General features: G+C 45.1%; 19 protein-coding genes. 9 read left to right on the forward strand and 10 right to left on the reverse strand.

What is annotated here, in order from left to right; all coding sequences use genetic code 11:
- Positions 1-131: 131 nt before the first annotated feature.
- The 3 genes from I8U27_RS05060 to I8U27_RS05070 all read left to right on the forward strand — a co-directional run bounded on the left by I8U27_RS05060 (position 132) and on the right by I8U27_RS05070 (position 4,328).
- On the forward strand, positions 132-1,235 hold the full coding sequence (locus I8U27_RS05060) for a GerAB/ArcD/ProY family transporter (protein WP_181751597.1): 1,104 nt from the start codon (positions 132-134) through the stop codon (positions 1,233-1,235).
- Positions 1,219-2,412 (forward strand): Ger(x)C family spore germination protein, encoded by a 1,194-nt coding sequence (locus I8U27_RS05065; RefSeq protein WP_181751534.1) that lies wholly within the window; start codon positions 1,219-1,221, stop codon positions 2,410-2,412. The genes I8U27_RS05060 and I8U27_RS05065 overlap by 17 nt, the downstream gene beginning before the upstream one ends.
- A gap of 428 nt (positions 2,413-2,840) precedes the next feature.
- Positions 2,841-4,328: an aminotransferase class I/II-fold pyridoxal phosphate-dependent enzyme gene (locus I8U27_RS05070; protein ID WP_181751535.1), complete on the forward strand. Its 1,488-nt coding sequence runs from the start codon at positions 2,841-2,843 to the stop codon at positions 4,326-4,328.
- Between the two features lie 46 nt (positions 4,329-4,374).
- On the opposite strand, the gene I8U27_RS05075 is transcribed toward I8U27_RS05070, so the two are convergent.
- The 3 genes from I8U27_RS05075 to I8U27_RS05085 form a co-directional block, all read right to left on the reverse strand.
- A complete protein-coding gene (locus I8U27_RS05075; protein WP_181751536.1) occupies positions 4,375-4,497 on the reverse strand; it encodes a GapA-binding peptide SR1P in 123 nt (40 codons plus the stop codon).
- 157 nt (positions 4,498-4,654) lie between these two features.
- On the reverse strand, positions 4,655-4,957 hold the full coding sequence (locus I8U27_RS05080; RefSeq protein ID WP_181751537.1) for a DUF3055 domain-containing protein: 303 nt from the start codon (positions 4,955-4,957) through the stop codon (positions 4,655-4,657).
- Positions 4,958-5,325: 368 nt separating this feature from the next.
- The gene (locus I8U27_RS05085; protein WP_181751538.1) at positions 5,326-5,766 is read right to left on the reverse strand and encodes a hypothetical protein; all 441 of its coding nucleotides are present in this window, start codon (positions 5,764-5,766) and stop codon (positions 5,326-5,328) included.
- 229 nt (positions 5,767-5,995) lie between these two features.
- Here I8U27_RS05085 and I8U27_RS05090 point away from each other — a divergent pair, with 229 nt between their 5' ends.
- Together I8U27_RS05090 and I8U27_RS05095 are read left to right on the forward strand one after the other, a co-directional pair.
- Positions 5,996-6,607: a MarR family winged helix-turn-helix transcriptional regulator gene (locus I8U27_RS05090; protein ID WP_181751539.1), complete on the forward strand. Its 612-nt coding sequence runs from the start codon at positions 5,996-5,998 to the stop codon at positions 6,605-6,607.
- Between the two features lie 154 nt (positions 6,608-6,761).
- Positions 6,762-7,181, forward strand: coding sequence for a DUF1885 family protein (locus I8U27_RS05095; protein WP_181751540.1), 420 nt, complete (start codon positions 6,762-6,764; stop codon positions 7,179-7,181).
- 74 nt (positions 7,182-7,255) lie between these two features.
- Here I8U27_RS05095 and I8U27_RS05100 read toward each other — a convergent pair whose 3' ends face one another.
- The 3 genes from I8U27_RS05100 to I8U27_RS05110 all read right to left on the reverse strand — a co-directional run bounded on the left by I8U27_RS05100 (position 7,256) and on the right by I8U27_RS05110 (position 8,956).
- On the reverse strand, positions 7,256-8,308 hold the full coding sequence (locus I8U27_RS05100; protein ID WP_181751541.1) for an SAM-dependent methyltransferase: 1,053 nt from the start codon (positions 8,306-8,308) through the stop codon (positions 7,256-7,258).
- 150 nt (positions 8,309-8,458) lie between these two features.
- A complete protein-coding gene (locus I8U27_RS05105; RefSeq protein WP_181751542.1) occupies positions 8,459-8,608 on the reverse strand; it encodes a hypothetical protein in 150 nt (49 codons plus the stop codon).
- Between the two features lie 168 nt (positions 8,609-8,776).
- Positions 8,777-8,956 (reverse strand): NUDIX hydrolase, encoded by a 180-nt coding sequence (locus I8U27_RS05110; protein WP_181751543.1) that lies wholly within the window; start codon positions 8,954-8,956, stop codon positions 8,777-8,779.
- Here I8U27_RS05110 and I8U27_RS05115 point away from each other — a divergent pair.
- On the forward strand, positions 8,941-9,582 hold the full coding sequence (locus tag I8U27_RS05115) for an SDR family NAD(P)-dependent oxidoreductase (RefSeq protein WP_181751544.1): 642 nt from the start codon (positions 8,941-8,943) through the stop codon (positions 9,580-9,582). The genes I8U27_RS05110 and I8U27_RS05115 overlap by 16 nt on opposite strands.
- Positions 9,583-10,266: 684 nt before the next feature.
- Here the strand turns inward: I8U27_RS05115 and I8U27_RS05120 are convergent.
- Both I8U27_RS05120 and I8U27_RS05125 read right to left on the reverse strand, forming a co-directional pair.
- Positions 10,267-10,800, reverse strand: coding sequence for a phosphatase PAP2 family protein (locus tag I8U27_RS05120; RefSeq protein ID WP_181751545.1), 534 nt, complete (start codon positions 10,798-10,800; stop codon positions 10,267-10,269).
- A 258-nt stretch (positions 10,801-11,058) separates the two neighbouring features.
- Positions 11,059-12,243, reverse strand: a complete 1,185-nt coding sequence (locus tag I8U27_RS05125) for a peptidoglycan DD-metalloendopeptidase family protein (protein WP_181751546.1) — start codon at positions 12,241-12,243, stop codon at positions 11,059-11,061.
- A gap of 711 nt (positions 12,244-12,954) precedes the next feature.
- On the opposite strand from I8U27_RS05125, the gene I8U27_RS05130 reads away from it, so the two are divergent.
- Positions 12,955-13,218, forward strand: a complete 264-nt coding sequence (locus I8U27_RS05130; protein ID WP_181751547.1) for a hypothetical protein — start codon at positions 12,955-12,957, stop codon at positions 13,216-13,218.
- Between the two features lie 203 nt (positions 13,219-13,421).
- Here I8U27_RS05130 and I8U27_RS05135 read toward each other — a convergent pair whose 3' ends face one another.
- Complete coding sequence (locus tag I8U27_RS05135; RefSeq protein WP_309506115.1) at positions 13,422-14,726, reverse strand: amidohydrolase; 1,305 nt, start codon at positions 14,724-14,726, stop codon at positions 13,422-13,424.
- Positions 14,727-14,908: 182 nt separating this feature from the next.
- Here I8U27_RS05135 and I8U27_RS05140 point away from each other — a divergent pair, with 182 nt between their 5' ends.
- The gene (locus I8U27_RS05140) at positions 14,909-15,844 is read left to right on the forward strand and encodes a S66 peptidase family protein (RefSeq protein ID WP_181751548.1); all 936 of its coding nucleotides are present in this window, start codon (positions 14,909-14,911) and stop codon (positions 15,842-15,844) included.
- A 56-nt stretch (positions 15,845-15,900) separates the two neighbouring features.
- On the opposite strand, the gene I8U27_RS05145 is transcribed toward I8U27_RS05140, so the two are convergent.
- Positions 15,901-19,581 (reverse strand): dynamin family protein, encoded by a 3,681-nt coding sequence (locus I8U27_RS05145; RefSeq protein ID WP_181751549.1) that lies wholly within the window; start codon positions 19,579-19,581, stop codon positions 15,901-15,903.
- Positions 19,582-20,093: 512 nt separating this feature from the next.
- Between I8U27_RS05145 and I8U27_RS05150 the strand changes: the two genes are divergently transcribed.
- Positions 20,094-20,675, forward strand: a complete 582-nt coding sequence (locus I8U27_RS05150; protein ID WP_181751550.1) for a DJ-1/PfpI family protein — start codon at positions 20,094-20,096, stop codon at positions 20,673-20,675.
- Positions 20,676-20,756: the final 81 nt, after the last annotated feature.

Consider the following 20,756-nt stretch of genomic DNA (forward strand, 5'->3'; position numbering starts at 1 on the left):
TTGTTTACCCGTCCAAAAGACCCTATGACGACTTCGCAAGCGGCTGTTGCCGTGTCCTCATGCTCGATTGGGGATTCTGTCACTGCCAAGAGCCGCAGCTAGAATCCATGTCTAAAGGAAGTGTACATCCGTTGATTACCCGCCCGAAAGACCGCATAACCACTATACAAGCAGCTGTAGCTGTAACCTCCTTTATTCTTGGGTTTGGAATTCTGACTTTGCCAAGAGGGGTTACCGAGAAAACAGGAACACCGGACGGCTGGATTTCTGTCCTACTTGGTGGTGTCATTGCGATGGTTGTCGGGATCATGATCGCTAAATTGTGCCGGCGCTTTCCGGGAAAAACATTTTATCAATTCAGCCGGGAGATCACGGGAAAGTGGCTGGGCGGGCTGTTTAATCTCATCATGGTAATTTACTTTACATTGGTTGCCGGACTTGAAGCCCGCGGCATGTCTGAAGTAACGAAACTGTTTTTGCTCCCGCAAACCGCGGGGGAAGCGACCATCCTCACCTTCATGTTTGTCGGCATGTATCTGATTACCGCCGGAATCAACCCGATTGTCCGCCTCTTTCAAATTTTGCTGCCGATTACGGTTATTATTTTTTTCGTCCTTCTCGGTATAAGCTTTCAAGTTTTCGAAATCAATAACCTGCGCCCGGTGATGGGCTTGGGTATTTCTCCGGTGCTCAAAGGGCTGAGTGTAACTGCGTTGTCGTATATAGGCTTTGAAATCATGCTGGTGTTGAACGCATTTATGAAAGAACCGAACAAAGCCGTTCAAGCCATTGTGCTTGGCACGCTGACTCCAATTTTTATGTACATCATCATCGTGGCGATCGTGGTAGGATCCTTTGGTGTGGATGAGGTAACGACATACACATGGCCAACCGTCAGTCTGTTCAGGTCGTTTGAAGTGACTGGCATCATTTTTGAACGTTATGAAACTTTTCTCCTGGCCCTCTGGATTATGGAGCTTTTTGCAACCTTGGTCGGGGCTCACTATTTTGCCGCCCTCGGGTTGGCCCAGCTGTTTAAAAAACAGGACCAGTTATTTATGTATGCCTTGCTGCCGATGATATACATCATTGCCATGACCCCGAAAAATCTCAATACCGTGTTTAAGTTAGGAGACTGGATCGGTTACCTTCAGTTGTTTCTTGTTATCGTGATCGTGCCAGTCCTGATGATCGTCGCCATACTAAGGGGGAAAAAACATGATCCGGTATCCTAGGATTCTGTTTTTGTTTCTTTCATTCCTCCTCTTTGCGGGGGGATGCTGGGACAAAAGAGAAATCGAGGAATTAGGATTTATCGTAGGCATCGCTTTGGATAAAGCGAGTGAAGAGGGTCCTGAAGAGGAAACGGAGGAGGTGGTCCCTAGGGAGCACACCAAGCATCTAATCACCGTGACATTGCAAAGGGTTGTTCCCAAAGCATTTGCGGGAGGAGAGGGAGGCGGAGAAAAACGAGAGATGCCTTTTATAAACAGATCTGCCACCGGAGACTCCATACCTCACTCCATCCGTGAATTAATGCTTACAGACGACCGTCTCGCTTCTGGGGAGCATACTAAAGTGCTTGTGTTCGGCGAGGAACTTGCACGAAATATGAATATGCAGCACTTGACCGATCGTTTTCTCCGCGGCTATGAAGTCAGATTAAGCCCGATCGTGCTCATCGCCAAGGGACGTGCCAGCGATACTTTAGAAGTTGCGGATCCAGGCGAAATTCCGGCATTTAAACTGATCGGAATCGCAGATAATGAAAGAAAAACAGCCAGACTGTTACCCGCCATGACTTTGGCAAAAGTATCGACCAAGATGTCAGCAAACTCCAGTTTTCTTCTGCAAACAGCCATTGCCAAAGATAACAAGGTAAAATTTGCAGGAGGTGCCGTCATCAAGGGCAGCACCAAAAGGTTGATCGGTTTTCTGAAGGAGGAGGAATTGAAAGGCCTCAACTGGCTGACCGGACGGGTAAAGGGAGACTTAGTGAAAGGGTTCGACGAAAAAACACACCGGCTTTTGGTTTATGAGCCCCAGTCTATCTCAAGCAACATCCAGCCGCATGTGCAAGGAGAAAAAATCTTCTTTGACGTGGAAATTGAAACAGAAGGGACCTTGTACGAAGACTGGATACCTGCCGATACCGCTTTTGACAACCAGTTCTTAAAAAGAGTGGAAAGAGCCACACAACGAGAAATAAAACGACTTGCAGGCCAAACGCTGAAAAAAATCCAAAAGCAGTACAAAGCTGATGTTGCCGGTTTTGGGGACCAGCTCAGAATCCAATATCCGCGCGTTTGGCAAAAAGTAAAAAAAGATTGGGACAAAGAGTTTAGCCGCGCGACAGTGAACGTGGATGTAAAAGTAACGGTGCGCGATTATCAAGCCAGGGACGGAAAATAGTTGGAAAGGATCTCAATTTTACATGAAACAGTAAAAGAATCGGGGATTTGATCTGGACTTTGAGGTTGTTGACCTTCCTGGGGTAAGTGAACGATCCTCTGAAAATATTTCCAATTAAGGAACCATCCTTCCATGTAAATGGACAGTTTTCAGAACTGGTTTTTCTACAGTCTGCAACAGGGCATTTGCCCTGTGTGTAAACAAAAGAAAACCGCGTCCCCTACGGGGCGTTTGAAGAGGCTTGAGCCGTGTACGGGGAAACCCGTACGCCGGTTCTTAGGGAGGAACGGCTCCGAAAGGAGCCTGACCTACCCGACGTCCCTAATGTTTCTGATTCACATCCAGGAATAAATTTCTATCTTTCGTTGCTGAATCATTTTTGTTATACTATCCGTCGTGCATATTAATCGTAAAGGCAGGCGGAACCCATGAATGAAAGACAATATCGTACCCCGCTGTTCACCAGATTGAAAGAACATGCAAAGAGAAATCCCATTCAATTCCATATACCCGGACACAAAAAAGGACAGGGTATGGACCCGGAATTTCGTGATTTCATCGGTTCCAATGCCTTGTCCATTGATTTGATAAATATTGAACCGCTGGATGATTTACATCATCCCCATGGCATTATTCAAGAAGCACAGGAATTGGCTGCCGAAGCATTCGGGGCTGATTACACCTATTTTTCTGTTCAGGGTACCAGCGGTGCCATTATGACCATGGTTATGTCTGTGTGCAACCCGGGAGACAAGATTATTGTTCCGCGAAATGTACACAAATCTGTTTTATCCGCGATTATTCTTGCCGGCGGCCTGCCTGTGTTTGTCCATCCCGAAATGGATGAACAACTGGGGATCGCTCACGGGGTCACCGCCTGTGAAGTGGAAAAGGCTCTGCAACAACACCCTGATGTCAAAGCTGTCCTGTTAATCAATCCAACTTATTACGGGATTGCCGGAAACCTGAAAGAGATTGTGGAGCGGGTGCATCTTTGGGGCATTCCCGTTCTCGTTGACGAAGCTCACGGGGTTCTCACCCATTTCCACCAACGCCTGCCCGTCTCCGCGATGGACGCAGGTGCCGATATGGCGGCAACCAGTGTACACAAGCTCGGCGGGTCGCTAACCCAGAGCTCCGTCCTCAACGTGCGCGGCAGATTGGTCAATCCTCGCCGGGTACAGGCGATCATCAGTATGTTGACAACCACATCAACATCCTATTTGTTGCTCGGCTCACTGGATGCAGCCCGTCGTTATCTGGCGGTAGAAGGACATCAGTTTATCGAGCGTACCTTACAGCTGGCCGATTATGCCCGCAGACAGATCAATGAAATCCCCGGGCTTCACTGTGTCGGCAGGGAATGGCTGGGGAGTGATGCCCTTTATGATATTGATGAAACCAAACTGCTGATTCATCTGAAAAATCTGGGCATCAACGGCAATGATGCAGAGAGATGGCTGCGAGATCATCACAATATCGAAGTGGAGTTGAGTGACCTTTATAATATTCTTTGTCTGGTAACACCCGGGGATACAGAAGAAACCATTTCAGCTCTGCTCACGGCTCTGCAAGACCTGTCCAGGCAATTTTATCATCCGGACCCATTGACCAAAGTGAACATTCGTCTGCCCGAACTGCCGGAATTAGTCCTTTCTCCCCGGGACGCTTTTTACAGTGAAACCTGTTCTGTTCCGCTCACTGAATCCATCGGCTGCATCAGCGCAGAGTTCATAATGATTTATCCGCCGGGAATACCCGTTCTGATGCCCGGTGAGCGAATCACCGCTGAAAATATTATTTATATTCAAGAGAACATGGAAGCCGGGTTGCCGGTTCAAGGAACAGAAGACCCCAGTATTCAAACCATTCGCGTGATTAAAGAGAACAAACCTGAAACAGGAAGTACAATATGAGGATATCAAGAAAAAGCCACCGGGATTTCCAGTGGCTTCTGTTTTTTTAATTATTGCTTTCTTCTTTGTGCTCATCACAACCCACGCATTTGCCGTAAAGAGTTCCCGCTTTTTCCGACTCTACATAGGTAATCACTTCATCACAGGTTTGACAGATGATGGCTTCCATCAAGAACCCCTCCATCCGAGCGTATATAAATGAAAACGCTTTTAATATGATGTCACTAATAGTATATTATGCTATACTTTTTATGTCAATTACCGAAAATAATATGTAAAATAGCCCAAAAAAAAGCAAATCCCGGGGGATTTGCCCACAAATTTGATTAATGCTCCGCTTCTGCCTCGATTGAAGTGGAGGGAAGGTTATTTTTAAAGAATATCGAGATCTCTTCCGCTTCCTCTCTCGTTCTCAGGTTAAAGATCTTTTGTAAGTACTCCCGATTATCTGCATCTTCTAAAGAAAGCAACGAGGAGCGTCCTGTTTGCATACAGACCACAAGCGGTTTCCCGAAAAACATGTGGGTGTACACAATTCCGAAATCGTAGCGACCATTCTCCGAAATAAAACCGACAAATCGCACTTTGGCTTTTTCGGATTCGTCGTATAGGCGTTCATAAAGACTCATCATATCTCCTCCTCACTTTTAATTTAGAAGATTTTTCTTTTTAGTTTTGTGTTAAAATAAAAACTCCTCTCTAGGTACTGCAAACAACATCCTTGCCGAAATAGTTGCAAGTATATGTTTGATACCCCATTTTACCACTGCTAAAACATTAAAACACTAAGTTCAAAAAAAGTTAACATACTTAAACATAAAAATAAATGTTAATTCGTACTAAATAGAATCCCCACCCCATAAAAAATTTAACTATCACCAAGATCAAAAATCTGCTATCTTTAAAGAAAAGCTTATATATGATCCGTTGAAAGGCGGGAAAGCGGAAATACAGAATCCCAGGGACTGCCAATTTTGTCCGGCGGCAACCTCCGGTATTAAGAGTTACATTCTTTTACCTTGGTTTCAAACAGTGAGGCCAGTTCACAAAAGAGAGAAACATCTTCATCATCAATCACTCCGCCTGGCTTGCCGATCACCACCAGTTCTCCGATCAAATGGTGGCCCTGGTAAAAGGGGACAAACACTTCCGTTCTCCCCCCTCTTTTTTCACGCACAACTCCGCCACGCACGGCAGCAAGGCTCAAAAAGCCTTCGCCAAAGGGAATCACATCAGGCAGCAACCGGCAACCATTATGGTATTTGCACTGAAAAATGGCAGATTTGGCAAGATAGATACTCACACATTGATAGACAGGTACTTTTTCAGACAGTATATGGCAAACAAATTGATATAATTTATCAATCTCTCCATATGACTTGTCTGACACAACACCAACCTCTGAGCGTAGCTCGTCTAACAGATCCGCTTTGCGCATCAGAAATTCCCCCATCATCAATAGATAAAATAGCAAACAGTATATCACGAAAGCTTGAGGAAGCAACCAATTTACAATACAATTTATAATATTTAAAAAATAAATGAGTGGAAAAACACTTTGCGAAAAATTGGGTAGCATCTCTTTTATATAGGATTCCTAACTAAAAGTCAACCTATAAAATAAACCGATAGATTCGTTTCAGATTTATGAGAAAGGAAAAACGGCGATGGACTCTATATTTGACTTATCCAAACAACAACAGGATTTAGACAGCAAAATTGTTGTAGCACTGGAGCGCATTGCCCAGGCTTTTAAAACCCTTCTTTGGAAAGAGGCTATCGAATATAATCTGAGTCCCATACAAATCCAGATTCTGGTTCATATATACCATCACCGCCATTTGCAATGCACCGTCAGCCAGCTGGCCGGGGAATTCATTGTATCGCGGGCAACGATCAGTGAGGCGGCCAAATCGTTATTAGAAAAAAAATTAATCGTGAGAACTCCCAGTGACACGGACCGGCGTATCTCTATTCTTGAACTGACCAGTGATGGAGAAAAGCTGGCCGGGAAACTTTCACACTGGGCCAGTATTGTACAGCTGGAAGTGATCTCCACAGCCTCTTGTGACAAAGAAACGGTGATGCTTTTTTTAATGAACCTGATTCATTCCCTGCAACAGGCGGGCTTAATCTCAACCATCCGTATGTGTATGACCTGCAAATATTTTCAAAGAGACGCCGATCCCGGTTCTGATGCTCCCCACTATTGTCATCTCATCAATCAACCGCTGCTGCAAAACCAACTGCGCATGGATTGTCCGGAGCATAAAGGTTAGCCTTTTATTATTAAACGCTCCCGACATACAAAAGGTTCCAAAAAATTTCGCCCGTAAATGAAACCTGACTGAGACCCCCGTGATTGATAAAACATTCTTTCACATGCTAAGATGGGAATGAATGTTTTATGTTGGGGACGAGGGGGATATAACCTTGAGTAAAAGCGCATACATAAAATTGGTGAAAGGTTCAAAACAAAGCGAAATCACGTTAGAAGAAACAAAAAACCTCATGCTCTATTATCAGGAGATGACATCCTACACCGGCCAACAGTTGGACTGGGACTATCAGGAAGCCGCTTTTCCATATGAAATGGAAGAACGTGAACAAGAAGGCATTCATTATTTATTGCTCACAGGGAAAAACAGACAACATTATAATTACCTGATGATCGGCACCGGACAGGAAAAGGAGACAGGACCCCATTACATCCAAATCGTCCTGCCAGATCGCGCCACCCACGGGGATAAAGCGAAAGCGAATGAATATGCCAAATTCCTGGCCAAGCAGCTTCAAGCGGAATTACACCTGTTCAATGACCGCATCATGTATTTTAACGAACGTAAGGGGTAGTCAGCCCTGTCAGAAACGAACCAGCCCCGGCACTCAGACACACTTTGAAAGCCAGGGCTGGTTTTTATGTCTGCTCATTTCTGTTTCATAAAAACGGTTACTTCCGACCTGTTATGGAATAACTGCCTCACACCCAATATCTGATACCATCTTTCCAATTGGGCAATTGCCTGATTGACCGTTTTCCGGATCTGCTTTTTTTGCAGTTTCAATGTCATGATTGCATAGCCGCCGGCCTTTAAGCTCTGCCTGATCTCTCCCATCAGGGATACCGATTCTTTCACATCCATTCTCATGTCATTCACAATCAGATCTACTTTCAAACCGCTGTGTCTTTTTAAAAAAACCTGCGCGGTTTCCTTAAAATGGACAACCTGGGGATACCTTTTTAATGACTGATGTAATTCGGCGGGATCGACGGCATATACTTTGAAGTTATATTTAAGCAAAACCCGGGTCCATCCTCCCGGTGCCGCCCCTAAATCAATCGCGGTGCCATGTTTCGGGATGGGAACATCAAATACATCGATGGCCTCCAGCAGCTTAAATTCAGCTCTTGAAATTTGACCTTTCTCCTGGGCAAACCTGTGCTTCCCTCCCGCCCACGCACTTAAATTCCGGTTTACTGGTGATATTCCCAGATAACCCCTCTCATCTGACAAAACGATGGAAACCACTTGCTCCGGTTGGCTGACATTTAATACATATCCCAATGCTTCAACCGCATTTGAGATGGTCTCATTCACTTCAAATCTTTTATAGGCTTTAGGGTTGTTGGAGCCTGTAAATCTGGTTTGAACAGAGAAGGATTTTTTCGGGTCCAGCAAATGCTCCATTTCCTGAACATGGTACAAAAGCAATGCAAGATCATCCCTTTGATTGCTGATCTTGACAGATACATGAACGGGACAAAGGTGCTGTATAAACACAGGCTTTTTTTGGAGAAATTGTTCAGTCATCCTGTTAAAGCCCCGGCTTAAACGGACAAGCCCGACTCCTTCATCCAGCCACTGTTCAAGCTTTGCTTGATTGTCAACGGCAAACAGTTCAGTTAATCCGGCTTGTAACGATTCAGCCTTAACGGTCATAATTAAGTTGAATGTGTCAGTCATTTCTGCGGACCTCATCTTGTTACCATCCTTTTTCTGTGAAAGTGCTGTGTGTCACAGGGGGAGGGCAGGATTTCTGTCTCGCTCAGATTGGCGTCCTGCGAGAAAGTAGAAATAGCCGCTCCAAAAACTCCACAAGGGGCACAGGCATTAGGCAGGAAAGCGAATTCAAGGTAGAGTTGCCTCGCTCGCTTTTTCCCTTGTTCCGTTTTTTCCGTCGGTCGGTCGCCAAAAATCGCTCCCCAGAAAACCTGCCTCCCCGGCATGATTAAAACTTTCATACCAGGTTGTGTCGTACTGGTCATGGTTTTCAATCATCGATCAAGACTTTAGCTTCTTTTTTCCAGATATTATTCCTGTTAAACGGACATAAAGTTACATTTCGGAAAAAACCTGTCTGAAAGCCCAAGACTTCACCCGTGCAGATTGTCAATACAGTATGTACGTCCTCAGCAATCATACCATAACTTTGATTAATGATTTCCATCACATTGAAACTGACAAATAGGCGCCGATGCAATCCTTAAATCGTATATCCATGTTGTCGGGGAGCTTTTTGAGAGGAAAGTATCCGAGCCGCCCGCTCTCCACTCCGTTTGCCCGGGTCTCTCCCAGAATTTCACGGGTCACATAAACGGCAGCCACAATGTATGTTTGATCCTCCATTGCCCCCTGATATTCCTCGCCTGAAAATATGCGAACCAGATCAAGGCGATATCTTTAATGAAAAGGATTTAACGAAACTTTACAAAGAGATTTTTGATCGGTATGGTCACCTGGATGGTCTCGTAAATTCTGCCGGGATTATCTTTCCCGACGGGATCGAAGAGCTTGGTATTGAAAAATGGAAGCAAACGATGGATGTTAACTTAACCGGAGCATATATGGTTACGCAACGCTTATTACCTTTGCTTAAAGAGTCAAAGTACCCATCAATTGTGAATATCTCGTCCATCTCATCAAAACTGGCCGGGAGCTCCATTGCCTATTCGGTAAGCAAAGCAGGAATGGATATGTTAACGAAAGCAGTAGCTAAGGAACTGGCGAAATATAGGATCAGAGTAAATTCAGTTAACCCTGGTATGGTAAGCAGTGGCTTTCAAGTTTCAAATGGCGTAATGGAGAGGCAAGAGTATGATCAGTTTTTATCAGGAGTCTGTAAGACTTATCCATTTGGAATGGGGGAACTACAGGATATAGCCAATGCTGTTTATTTTCTGATGTCTCCTGAAGCCAAGTGGATTACTGGAAGTATTATGATGGTGGATGGTGGTAAATCAATCAGCGGATAAAGGGTAAGCATATTGAAAATAGATAAATTTTTTAGGAACTAAAACGCCGAGAAATTGGGCGTTTTTATTTTCTTATCAAACATTTTCTCAATGCAGATATATGTCATTATCAAATGCGAAACAGATTAAACTATGATTGTTTGTATTCTTATCACTTTTGTCAAGCAGATTATTAACGACACGTACTAAAATTAAATCCTTGTTACACATGATAAATTCCCCCGCAAAACACGGGGGTTTTAAAATCTTTATACTACTTTTCCTCTCTTATCTCCTGTCATTATTCAGCTTCTGGTATATCGTCTGGTATATCGAATCCAAAAGATATTCTTTGACTGTTTCCTGGAACTCTTCATCATTTAGAAAGTCCTCTTCCACCTGATCAAAAAAGAGCTTGTCAGTACTTGAAAAGTTGGTTCCATACCGTTCATTCAACAGATCAATAATGGTTTACAGGGGCTTTCTCCACTTCCCCTTTCCCACGGTCTGTCCCCGCGTCCATCACCCCTTTTGCTTAATTTTTAGATCAAATAACAAATGGACATCGGTCTCTTTTTCCACCCGCGCATTTTCATAGATCATTAGTTTTGCAAAACGTCATCCCGCTAATGTAGAAAACTCATCATTTCCACAAAAAAAGACTGCTGATCCGCGAACAGTTCAGCAGTCTTTAACCTGAGCGCTTTAAAACAGCTCAAACAACAATACCGTACCCACCGCAAAGCCGCTGCCCAAGAAGGTGCCGATGATGACATCCGTGGGATAGTGCAGGGCCAGATACATCCGTGAAAATCCGACGGTTATTGCATATGGGAGAAAAATACCGATCAGTGCAGGTGCATGCATCACGAATGTAATGGCAATCGAAAATGCGGCTGTCGTATGGCCGGATGGGAATGAGTAATCGGTCAGTGGATTTGGAAACGTGTGCAAATGCCGGATCTGTAAATAAGGACGGATTCGAGGCAGAAACATTTTAAGAAAGTGAACGACCAGATGGCTGCTCACCAGGGCAATAAAGCCCTCGACTGCCCACATTTTTATCATTTTTGGCATCACCATCAGCCATAAGGCCAAAAAACTCAGAGTAGCAGTTGCTCCGCCCAGATGGGTGACACGAGGCATGAACCAATCCAGAAAACGGCATTTCCACTGACAATTCACAAGATGGATCAGGGAATGATCATAACGGACAAGCCAAGTTGTTAAACTCTTCAATCGCCCCCACCTCCGTCCACTGTTGACATTCTTGTATAATACCATGGTACCAGGATAAATTAAAGAGCTTTTAACGGCTTCAATAATAGAGTGTAAAGATTACTAAACCGGGCCATGGAATCCGCGCACCGGTTTGGGAAAGGATCGTTCGTGAACATCCGGGGGCGGGCCTGTTTATCATGCAAAAGCAAGAAGGTGTTAATCTTTGACAACGATTAACACCGGAGAAAAGTATTTTGTCACTTTTTGAGTTTATAATTAAAACACTTGCTCCAAAATCTCGCGCCGTTCTGCCATGGAATAATTTTTCCAGAACCAGTCGCCGTAGATCAAAATATCCAGGTGGAGATGGAGTCCCCGGTTGTTCCCTTTTGCACCGTCACTGGTTCCCGAGTTGCCAACATAGCCGATCAGTTGACCGGTTTTTACCTTCTGACCCACTTTCACTTCTTTGGAAATGCGATCCAAGTGGACATAGCGGGCCAGTACGCCTTTGTCATACTGTACCCACACCGACCGGCCGCGCAGCTTATCCAGGATGTAGGCCGGAGTTTGTCCGTTATTATCCCTGCCGCGTGCGAGCAATCGCTGCCTCTCGGAAACGGTCATTTCTTTATAATCGTGGTCTGCCCGAACCACAATTCCGTCAGCCATGGATATTACTGGCGTTTTTTTGCTGATTTGCACCCCGGTTCCGTAGCTATACCAGTCGATCCCTTCGTGCACTCCGTTGCGGTAAGTCCTGGGTGCACCCGGGAGATGCGACATTCTGGTACTAACATGGGCCCCTTGAATGGGGGTTTTCAGAAATGAAAGATAATCGCTCATCTGGTGTACACTGAAGGCAGACACATTTTTTTTCTCGGCAAAGGCTGGTACTGCTGCGGGGTTTTCTTTCCAAAAAGCCTGGTTCCCGCTTACAGAAATTTGTTGTCTGAAAACCTGCTGAACGATGGAGACAGGCAGCCAGACTTCCCCGTCTGCCAGCACGGGCGGCGATTCCATAGGAATAAAGATTCCATTGATTTCAAGGACTGGTACATCCCGAAGCATACGAAATGTTGTTTGTTCATAGGTGAGAAAAATCTCTCCATCTTTTTTGTCCACTCTGGCCTTGACCGGTAAACGTTCTTCAATCTCCTTTAAACGAAGATACGGTTTTTTTTTCTGAGAATAAACGGCGAGGGCAATGGGTTGGATTTTTTCGGATCTGGAGAAAGCGGGCTGTACCTTGTTCGGCTTGGTTAACTTAGACGTATCTACTTTGGAATCACTTTTAAAATCCGATTCTTCCTCATCGGAAACATCTTGGGTCACAGCAGGCAGACTCTCCGAATCAAGAAAAGATTCCCATTTATATAACCAGGCTTTATTGCTCGGCGGCAAAAAAACAATCAGAACTGTCAAACAAGCCGTTGCAATAAGTAAAGATGGTTTTCTCATCCTAATCCCCTTATAATCTGTACATTTGTGAATTGAGAGCGATCAGACTTACCATCCCAAGGGACAGATGATGGCTCGCTCTGTTCAAGATCCCCGGCAGGGTGCTTAGAACAAACTTTCTATTCCGAAACGAAAGAAAGCAGTCTTAGGAAGTCTGCAGACACATATGCTGCCTTTGGAAATCTGAATCATACGAGGGTGTGACAAAGTCGGAACAATTGACACATAAAATGGATAGTACTCACTCAATTACTTAAATAAATTTCCAGGGCATGAAGAGTGCTTTCCGTTCCGGATGAAAGGAGAAACTCGCCCTTGAAATGGCGAGTGGTTCACCATAATACTAACACAGAAACTTTGCAGCTTCTAGTGTTGAACGTAGAATTTACCTGCCTAATAGAGTCCCTCGCGATTAAAATTCTCAGGTTTCCGCTGTTCCCCCGAACTTTTCCCTTGCTTCGTTCTCTGGCAGCAATTTACTACCATAATTTTTTGGAATTTTCATTCTACCATTTGTCGATTTTGATTGGTACACACCTCAATTATTTTTTATATATACGCAAAAAATAAGACTTTGATAACAAAAACAATCACGGAATTATTAAAAAATTACAAATACAAGTTTGGAAAATATTTTAGCCATATTTTTATTTTTTTGTGCCGGCAAATATGAGAAAATCTAAGTAGCATATTAAATTAGGGGGCTCTCACATGGCGAAAGACAAAGTCTATTCAATTGGCAGTTATGAAGAGATACCCGAGAAATATCGTAAATTGAAAGCTTTAATAAAGGAATGGGAAAGAGAAGCTCATCAACTGAAGCTGAATGGTACATGGACAGAAGAAAATGAGTTGGAACTGAAACTGATGAAAATCATTCTCCAGGACATGAAGTGTGTCTTGGAAGGCAGGCCTCACGATTGTTTACTGATCGAGTACCCGCCAGATGACAGGAAAAACGTCGTCATCCAATAACTTATAGTAAACCCGATCCCTTCCCTGTTTCCGGCAATGGGATTTTTGTTTTTGAAAATGAGCGAGAGCAATGCACTCTCGCTCCCCCGTGAAAATCAATCCTATCCCATACAATTCAATGATAAAAAAACATTTTGAATTAAGGAAGCTGTAAATGTTACCAGTTGACATTTCAGCTTCCCCGTATCTGTAACGGCAACTGTTTATACTCCCCGCACAATTCGGCGGGCTCTGGTGAGAACTTCTTTAAATAACAGATCCTCATCAATCGTTAACAGTTTTCTGTTTTTCATTAGTACCCTTCCATTCACAATGGTGGTATCCACGTCAGCTCCGGTAACAGCATAGGCCAATAATGAAAAGATATTGTGCAGGGGCATCAAATGGGGCCGGTTCATGTTGACCAGGATGAGATCAGCCTTTTTCCCAATTTCCAGCGATCCGGCAATTTCATGAATGTTCAACAGCTTTGCTCCGTTTACAGTGGCCATTCTTAAAACGGTACCCGCATCTAAAGCTGCAGGGTCTTTATGGATCACCTTTTGCAATCCGGCGGCTGCATTTATTTCTTTAAACAGGTCCAACGATGTCGCGCTGCCCGCACCATCTGTTCCCAGCCCGACCAGTATCCCTTGCTCAACGTAAGATTTAACCGGCGCAATTCCACAGCCCAGCTTCAGGTTGCTGGTTGGATTATGGGCAACCCCGCCTTTGTTTAACTTGATCAGGCTTATATCTTTTTCACTGAGGTGAACGGCATGGGCCAGCAACACATGAAGAGAACCGTCAAACATACCCAGCTTATATAAATACTCCGTCGGGGTTTGTCGGTATTTTTGCCGGATTTTGTCCACTTCTTCTTCTGTTTCTGCCAGATGGATATGAATCGGGACGTTCATATCTCGAGCCAGTTCTATCACCTGTTTGAGGGGCCGGGGCGGGCAGGTATAGGGTGCATGGGGGCCAATCATGGTTGTGATCCGGCCCTCGGCGGCTCCCGTCCACTTCTCAATCAGTTGCACACCTTCTTTTAACCTTTTTCCTCCGTCATCTTCCAAAAAGATCAGCCCCCGGGTCAGAGAAGCCCTGATTCCTGAATCTTTCACGGCACGGGCAATCTGATCCATATGAATATACATATCAGCAAAACAGGTCGTGCCGGACTTGATCATTTCTGCAATTGCCAACAGAGATCCCCAGTAAATATCTTCTTCACTCATATTGGCCTCGGCGGGTAACATTTTTTGCTCCAGCCATTCCATCAATCTTAAATCGTCACTGAACGCCCGCAGCAGTGACATCGGAGAATGGTTATGTGTATTGATCAGTCCGGGCATCGCCACCATGCCGGATGCATCGATCACCTCACTGGCCGAAGCAGCAATCTCTTCCGGAATTTCCCCGATTGCCCTGATATTTTGCCCTTCAATAAAAATATCTCCTGCAATCGGTGAACCCATTTGTTCTGCCATTGTTACAATAAAAGCATTTTTAATTAAAACACTCACCTCTTTTTACCTCCCTTACATTTGTCGCATCATCGATGTTACAGGTTCACGTAACGGAAAGGTCAATTATTTTGAAACATGCAGTTCATCACAAACATTTAAGCGATACAATAAAAGAAGCAGCATACGATTGGTTTGTTTGCATTTTATAATCACGAAAAGAAAAAACGGGGGTTAAGCAGATGAAGCCAAAAGCTTTGCAACCGGGGGATACCATTGGCATCGTTGCACCATCCAGCCCTGCGGAGCCGGAGCAAATCGAACTTGCCTTACAAATCTTTGCAAACTTCGGATATCGGGTAAAATTAGGCCGATCGGTAAACCAGCGAAATGGTTATCTGGCCGGAAGTGACACCTTGAGAGCAGAAGATATCAACCGGATGTTTGCAGACCCGTCTGTCAAAGCGGTGTTTTGCTTACGGGGTGGATACGGGGCAACCCGCATGCTGGATCTGATTGATTACGAGATCATCAGGCAAAATCCCAAAATCTTTGTCGGCTATAGTGATATTACTGCGATTCACCTTGCCATTCAGAAGAGAACGGGGTTGGTTACCTTTCACGGGCCGATGGTCATTGAGCTGGCCAAACAATCTGATTCCCTTTCCTGGTCCGCATTGTTCCGCCACTTGACCAACCCTTGTCCGCTTGGAAGATATCCCGGGCAACGGGAGATATTTCAATACACCGTTACAGGCGGAACAGCCACAGGACCGCTGGTTGGAGGGAATCTATCCCTCCTGGCATCAACAACGGGAACGCCATATGAAGTGGAGACAGCGGGAAAAATATTATTTATTGAAGAGGTGGGTGAAGAACCTTACCGCTTGGACCGGATGCTCACCCAATTAAGGTCAGCCGGCAAGCTACAAGAGGCAAATGGAATCCTATTTACCGATTGCAGCGATTGTGAGGCGGAAGAAGAGGAGAAAAGCCTGACCATTCAAGAAGTTCTGTATGATATTATTCAACCTCTGGGGGTCCCCTCCTATTACGGCCTGAAAGCCGGGCACTGCATACCCAATTTAACTCTGCCCATCGGGGTAAACGCCAGACTGAATGCGACAGAAGGCTGGCTGGAAATTGCAGAAGGGGGTGTAGAACCATTGATTGAGTGAAAAAAGAGAAGGGATTTGGATAAGTTTTTAAACCAAATCCCTTTCAACCGCTTATTTTACAGCTGATTGATTTCCTTCTCTATTTCCTCTGCACTCAGCTTAATCTTTGCCGCTGCCTCTTCATATGCAGCAGGATCAACTTTTTCCGAGCAGGCAAAGAGGAGGCTTTCATAATAATTATCGCAGTCTCTTTGCACTTTTTCTTTGATCTGATCAGTTGCACTGCGCCATTCATTCTGATAATGATGAAAGAACCGCTCCTGTTGTTCTTCCAAATAACCGGCAACCGCTGTTTCCAAAATCTTTTTCATCTCTTCCCGCATCAATGCCTTCCCGTTTTTCTCAAAAAAGGATTTACTATTTTTAAAGATAGAAACTGCCCGTTTGAAGGAATGAATCGTCAGCTCTTGAAACGGTTTCTCATAACGCGGTGGATCATGGCTATAATCCGGTTTGCCGGAGAGCGGAATTTCAGCGTTTATTTTTTTACATGCCACATTCAGGGTATCCATATGAGAATCCAGCTTACGGTTCATCCATCTTTCAATCCTGAGCGTGGTGGCACGCATTTCTTGCAGCAGGTCGTGTTGCATAAAGTCAACCAGTTCCATGACGCAGGATTTCAGTTTTTGCTTCAGGTCGCCGCCGTCGTCACGGAGAGCAGAAGGGTTGATGATCTCGGAAAAAACATCATGATATCGCAAAAACAGCCGCTGTCGCACATAATATAAAAGCTCGTGAATTTCCTGCTGCAAAGCGTGTTCTTCCGTATGGGTATGGTCCTGTTGGATGGTTTGAATGATCATTGCCTTCTCTTGTTCATACAGCTGTTTTTGCCGTTGTTTATCTTCGTTTGCCTGTCGGGTGGCCCTGACCATCTGAGTCAGCATCCCGCCGGCCCGCTCACAATCTCTTTTCAAGCTGTGCAGTGAAACCAGCATCAGATCTTTCATCATAAACGAAGTAAACGCTGTTTCAAAAGCGGTTATGCCTGAGTCCGCCAGAACCCCCTCTTTCCGGCTGCCGCCCCCTTTCTTTTCCTCCAGCGCGAGCAAACTGGAAACAGGAAACAGTCTGGGGTTGCGGATGCCGTACTGGAGCAGCTGATCCCCGATATATTGATGCACAGATGCCAGTTCTGCCTTCGAGGATGCCAAATCGGCCGCATTGATCAGAAAGAACATTTTGTCCATGGAAAATGTATCTTTCACACGCCCCAGCTGGATTAAAAACTCGCGGTCTGCCCTGGAAAACGGATGATTGTAATAAGTGACAAACAGAATGGCATCCGCATTTTTGATATATTGAAACGCAACATCCGTATGGCGGGCATGGATGGAGTCGGCTCCCGGCGTATCCACGAGGGTGACGCCTTGCCGGGTCAGCGGGCAATCATAATACAGTTCCGCCAGCTCGACAAAACAAGATTTTTCTTCATTCGCCACATATTCCGCAAACTGTTTCAGGTTTAAGGTGCGGGCGCTCCCCAGTTGTGCAGAAAATGCCGGGAATCCTTTTTGAACCGCGCGTAAAAAAGGAAAGGTTGCCTTTTGTCTCGCATGGGGGGCCGGTACTGAACAAAGGCTGTCAATCCCCTGCAATGCTTCTGCAAGTGAATTTACTTCTTTTTGAAACAACTGATACACCTGTTTTAAGTCTTGAAACAGCGTATCCTCCGATTTAAACCGGATCACCGTCTCACCGTGAGGATGCTCAGCGGTAGGTGGACAGATTTTGTTAATCGTCGCCGTTGTCGGGTTCGGCGAGACCGGCAGAACCTGTTCGCCGATCAGCGCATTGGCAAATGAAGATTTTCCGGCGCTAAAGGCTCCAAACAGGGCAACGGTAAACTGTTTATTTTCCGCTCTTTGCCGCTTCTGCTTTACCTCTTGCCGGATGGTTTTAAGCCCGACAAGACCGTCCATATAGGCTTCCGATCTTTTTACGTGTTCAAGGATCTGCTTGATTCTGGATGGCCAGTCTGTGGAAGCGGGAACCGTTTTCTCATCCGGCGGCTGTACTGCTGGTTGTTCTGCGCTTTTTTTGTGACCGGTGACGGCAAACCGTTCGTTAGAAATGGGAATCGTTTGCTCTATTGCCGTTAGAGCGGCAAGGTCCACAGGGTGTTCAACTGCTTTGCTCCCGTCCAGCAATTGGTTCAGCTCTTCCTTATATGCTTCACGCTGTTGCTGTAATGAGACAATTTCATCACTTGCCTGTTTGTACTGTTCATACATGCAAATCTTTTCGTGTACGGCTTGCCGTTTGTGATTCAACTGTTCTTTTATTTTGTCTGCAAAAGAGTCATGGATGGAATTGGCAAGCCGGCGGTAGGCTTGTTTGATTTCGTTTGCCAGGTCTTCGCTGTATTGCAAAAGATAGTTTCCGGTTAATCCTGCTCCGGTTTTTATCACCTTTTTCAGGAGAGACGGCTCGAAAGAAATGGATGACTGATAAACTTGTCCGCCAAGGGATTCTGAATAAATGTGATGGTGCTTTAAAAACTGGATCACAAATTGCTTGACATGGATATCCACCTGTGTTTCCACTGTTTGTTTCAGCTTTTCATAAAAAGCTTTCGCCCGGTCTTCCTTTTCTTTCTCCGTTTTTGTTTTTGAGAAGAGGAATCCCACTTTAAAATTTGATTTCATCGTTTCCAAATAGCGATGCGCCAGCTCTCTCACTTCATACGGCATGAGATAGGCATTTCTCAAGATTGATTCAATCCCCTGCTGATACTCCGTTTTCACCTTTTCTCCCTGTCTGGTGAGCTCTTCTTGTTCCCGCTGAAGCGAAGCCAGCATAGTTTGAATCTGTTCTTGTCCGGGTAAGGAATCGATGTTGAGTTGTTCATGCAGTCGGGTGAACCTCTCTCTATTTTTTTCTTCCAGCTGATCCAGGTGAGCCTGAACCAGATAGTTCGCTTCATGGAAGATGCTCGGTTGGATCAGGGTTCCCCTGTCCGCAATCATCCAGTTGATCAACTGCTTCAGTTGCTCCAGTTGATTAAACGGATGATCCAGATCGCGTAAAGACGTATAAAAAATGCCGTCGGCTTCAATGTCCCAGCTTTCAAACGACTCCCGGACGCTTTTTTGATATTGTTCAAAAGAGAGTTCAGTTTTGCGGTGCTTATCTATCTGGTTAATCACCAGAAACACCCGTTTTTGCCGTTGCTTTAACTCTTTCACAAACTGTAAATTAACCTCTGATTGCACATGGTTATAATCCATCATATAAAAAATAGCATCAGACAGATGAAGAGCCGATTCCGTCGCTATCCGGTGTGCGTCATCCGTTGAATCAATCCCGGGTGTATCGAGAAAGCTGACACCTTCCGGCAAATGAGACGTGTCTCTGTAAACATAGACCGCAACCACTTCCTCCCCGTTTTTACAGAGTTCTTTTAATTCCTGATATGTATAGGCCCCGTCATAGGTATGGCTTTCCCCGGAAGGCAACAGGAGGCTGACACGTTCGCGGCCCGATTGTATTTTGACAATGTTCGCACTTGTAGGGATCGGGCTGGTCGGCAGCAAATCTTCCCCAAACAATTCATTCAACATGGTAGATTTGCCCGCGGAAAAGTGTCCGCAAAAGGCGATGACAAACTCCTGTTTACGGGCTTTTTGTATCAAATCAAGAAGCTTAGCGCGATGAACTTCATCCTGCCTGTCCATAGCCTGATAGACGGACGCAAGCCTTTGCACCATTTCGGAGTGTATCGTTTCAATCATCTGCTGCTTCCCCTTTGTCTAAATAAATCCATGTTCTTTTGTTCCATTGTGGTGATGAGTTTTTTCTCAGCAAGATTCCACCTCTTGCTGGTACGTATGATACGTATATGTTAAACCTGTGAAAAGGAAATGTAAATTCATTGCCCTATATTTCAAAAATTTTAAAAAGGGGACGGGGACGGTGGGGGTGATTAGACCTTATTGGCCTTTCCTTTTCCCAGAAAACTCTCATGACCTGGGCGACATAACCCTGGCAGAAAAGTTTTCATTCAAAACGGAACAAGGGAAAAAGCGAGGCAATTCTTCCTTGAATTCGCTTCCCTGCCCTTACTGCCTGCGCCCCTTATGCAGTTTTTGGAGCAGCCATTTCTACTTCCTCGCAGCGCGCCAATCTGAGCGAGACAAAAATCCTGCCCTCCCCCTGTAACACACTGTACTTTCACAGAAAAAATACAAAATGAACTCCTGCTTAACGTTTTGATTATGAAAAATATGGGGAATATAGCTACCGAATGAAACTTATCAAGCATACAGGAGTGAATCAATTGGCGAAAGTTTTGATCCTTACCGGTGACGCAGCTGAAGCTTTAGAGGTGTTTTATCCGTATTACCGGCTGTTGGAAGAGGGACATGAAGCAACCATTGCCGCACCTAAGAAAAAAAGGTTGCAAACCGTAGTTCATGATTTTGAGCCAGTTATGGATACCTTTACAGAAAAATGGGCCTACGGCTTGGAATCTCATATTGCGTTTTCCGACGTAAACGCTGCCGATTATGACGCATGCATGATTCCCGGCGGGCGCGCTCCCGAGTATATCCGCATGGAAAAAGAGGTTCCGGAAATTGTCCGGCACTTTTTTGAAACAAACAAACCAGTTGGAGCCATCTGCCATGCGGCGTTGATTTTCAGCCTGATCCCTGAAACGGTTAAGGGTCGCCGGATGACGGCTTTTACGAGTTGCCGTCCCGAAGTGGTAAGTGCCGGAGCCGAATATGTGAATCAACCCCTTCATGTAGACGGAAATCTGGTATCCGCCCATGCCTGGCCCGATTTGCCCGGGTTTATGAAAGAGTTCTTAAAGCTGCTCAAATAAAAGGTTTCTGACAGGAATTAACACCCGGCTCCCCGTCCGTTACGAGGAGCCGGTTTTACAAGCAATTGTGTCATTCCCTGA

It is taken from the genome of Paenactinomyces guangxiensis (assembly GCF_016055185.1).
In the GTDB taxonomy this organism is placed as follows: domain Bacteria; phylum Bacillota; class Bacilli; order Thermoactinomycetales; family Thermoactinomycetaceae; genus Paenactinomyces; species Paenactinomyces guangxiensis.

What these genes read in the sequence shown, in the direction of transcription:
- I8U27_RS05125 (WP_181751546.1), bottom strand. Translation starts at nt 12,243, where the DNA reads ATGAGAAAACCATCTTTACTTATTGCAACGGCTTGTTTGACAGTTCTG.
- I8U27_RS05105 (WP_181751542.1), bottom strand. Translation starts at nt 8,608, where the DNA reads ATGATTGAAAACCATGACCAGTACGACACAACCTGGTATGAAAGTTTT.
- I8U27_RS05090 (WP_181751539.1), top strand. Translation starts at nt 5,996, where the DNA reads ATGGACTCTATATTTGACTTATCCAAACAACAACAGGATTTAGACAGC.
- I8U27_RS05150 (WP_181751550.1), top strand. Translation starts at nt 20,094, where the DNA reads ATGAAACTTATCAAGCATACAGGAGTGAATCAATTGGCGAAAGTTTTG.
- I8U27_RS05140 (WP_181751548.1), top strand. Translation starts at nt 14,909, where the DNA reads ATGAAGCCAAAAGCTTTGCAACCGGGGGATACCATTGGCATCGTTGCA.
- I8U27_RS05085 (WP_181751538.1), bottom strand. Translation starts at nt 5,766, where the DNA reads ATGCGCAAAGCGGATCTGTTAGACGAGCTACGCTCAGAGGTTGGTGTT.
- I8U27_RS05145 (WP_181751549.1), bottom strand. Translation starts at nt 19,581, where the DNA reads ATGATTGAAACGATACACTCCGAAATGGTGCAAAGGCTTGCGTCCGTC.
- I8U27_RS05115 (WP_181751544.1), top strand. Translation starts at nt 8,941, where the DNA reads ATGTTTGATCCTCCATTGCCCCCTGATATTCCTCGCCTGAAAATATGC.
- I8U27_RS05130 (WP_181751547.1), top strand. Translation starts at nt 12,955, where the DNA reads ATGGCGAAAGACAAAGTCTATTCAATTGGCAGTTATGAAGAGATACCC.
- I8U27_RS05075 (WP_181751536.1), bottom strand. Translation starts at nt 4,497, where the DNA reads ATGGAAGCCATCATCTGTCAAACCTGTGATGAAGTGATTACCTATGTA.
- I8U27_RS05070 (WP_181751535.1), top strand. Translation starts at nt 2,841, where the DNA reads ATGAATGAAAGACAATATCGTACCCCGCTGTTCACCAGATTGAAAGAA.
- I8U27_RS05080 (WP_181751537.1), bottom strand. Translation starts at nt 4,957, where the DNA reads ATGAGTCTTTATGAACGCCTATACGACGAATCCGAAAAAGCCAAAGTG.
- I8U27_RS05100 (WP_181751541.1), bottom strand. Translation starts at nt 8,308, where the DNA reads ATGAGGTCCGCAGAAATGACTGACACATTCAACTTAATTATGACCGTT.
- I8U27_RS05110 (WP_181751543.1), bottom strand. Translation starts at nt 8,956, where the DNA reads ATGGAGGATCAAACATACATTGTGGCTGCCGTTTATGTGACCCGTGAA.
- I8U27_RS05065 (WP_181751534.1), top strand. Translation starts at nt 1,219, where the DNA reads ATGATCCGGTATCCTAGGATTCTGTTTTTGTTTCTTTCATTCCTCCTC.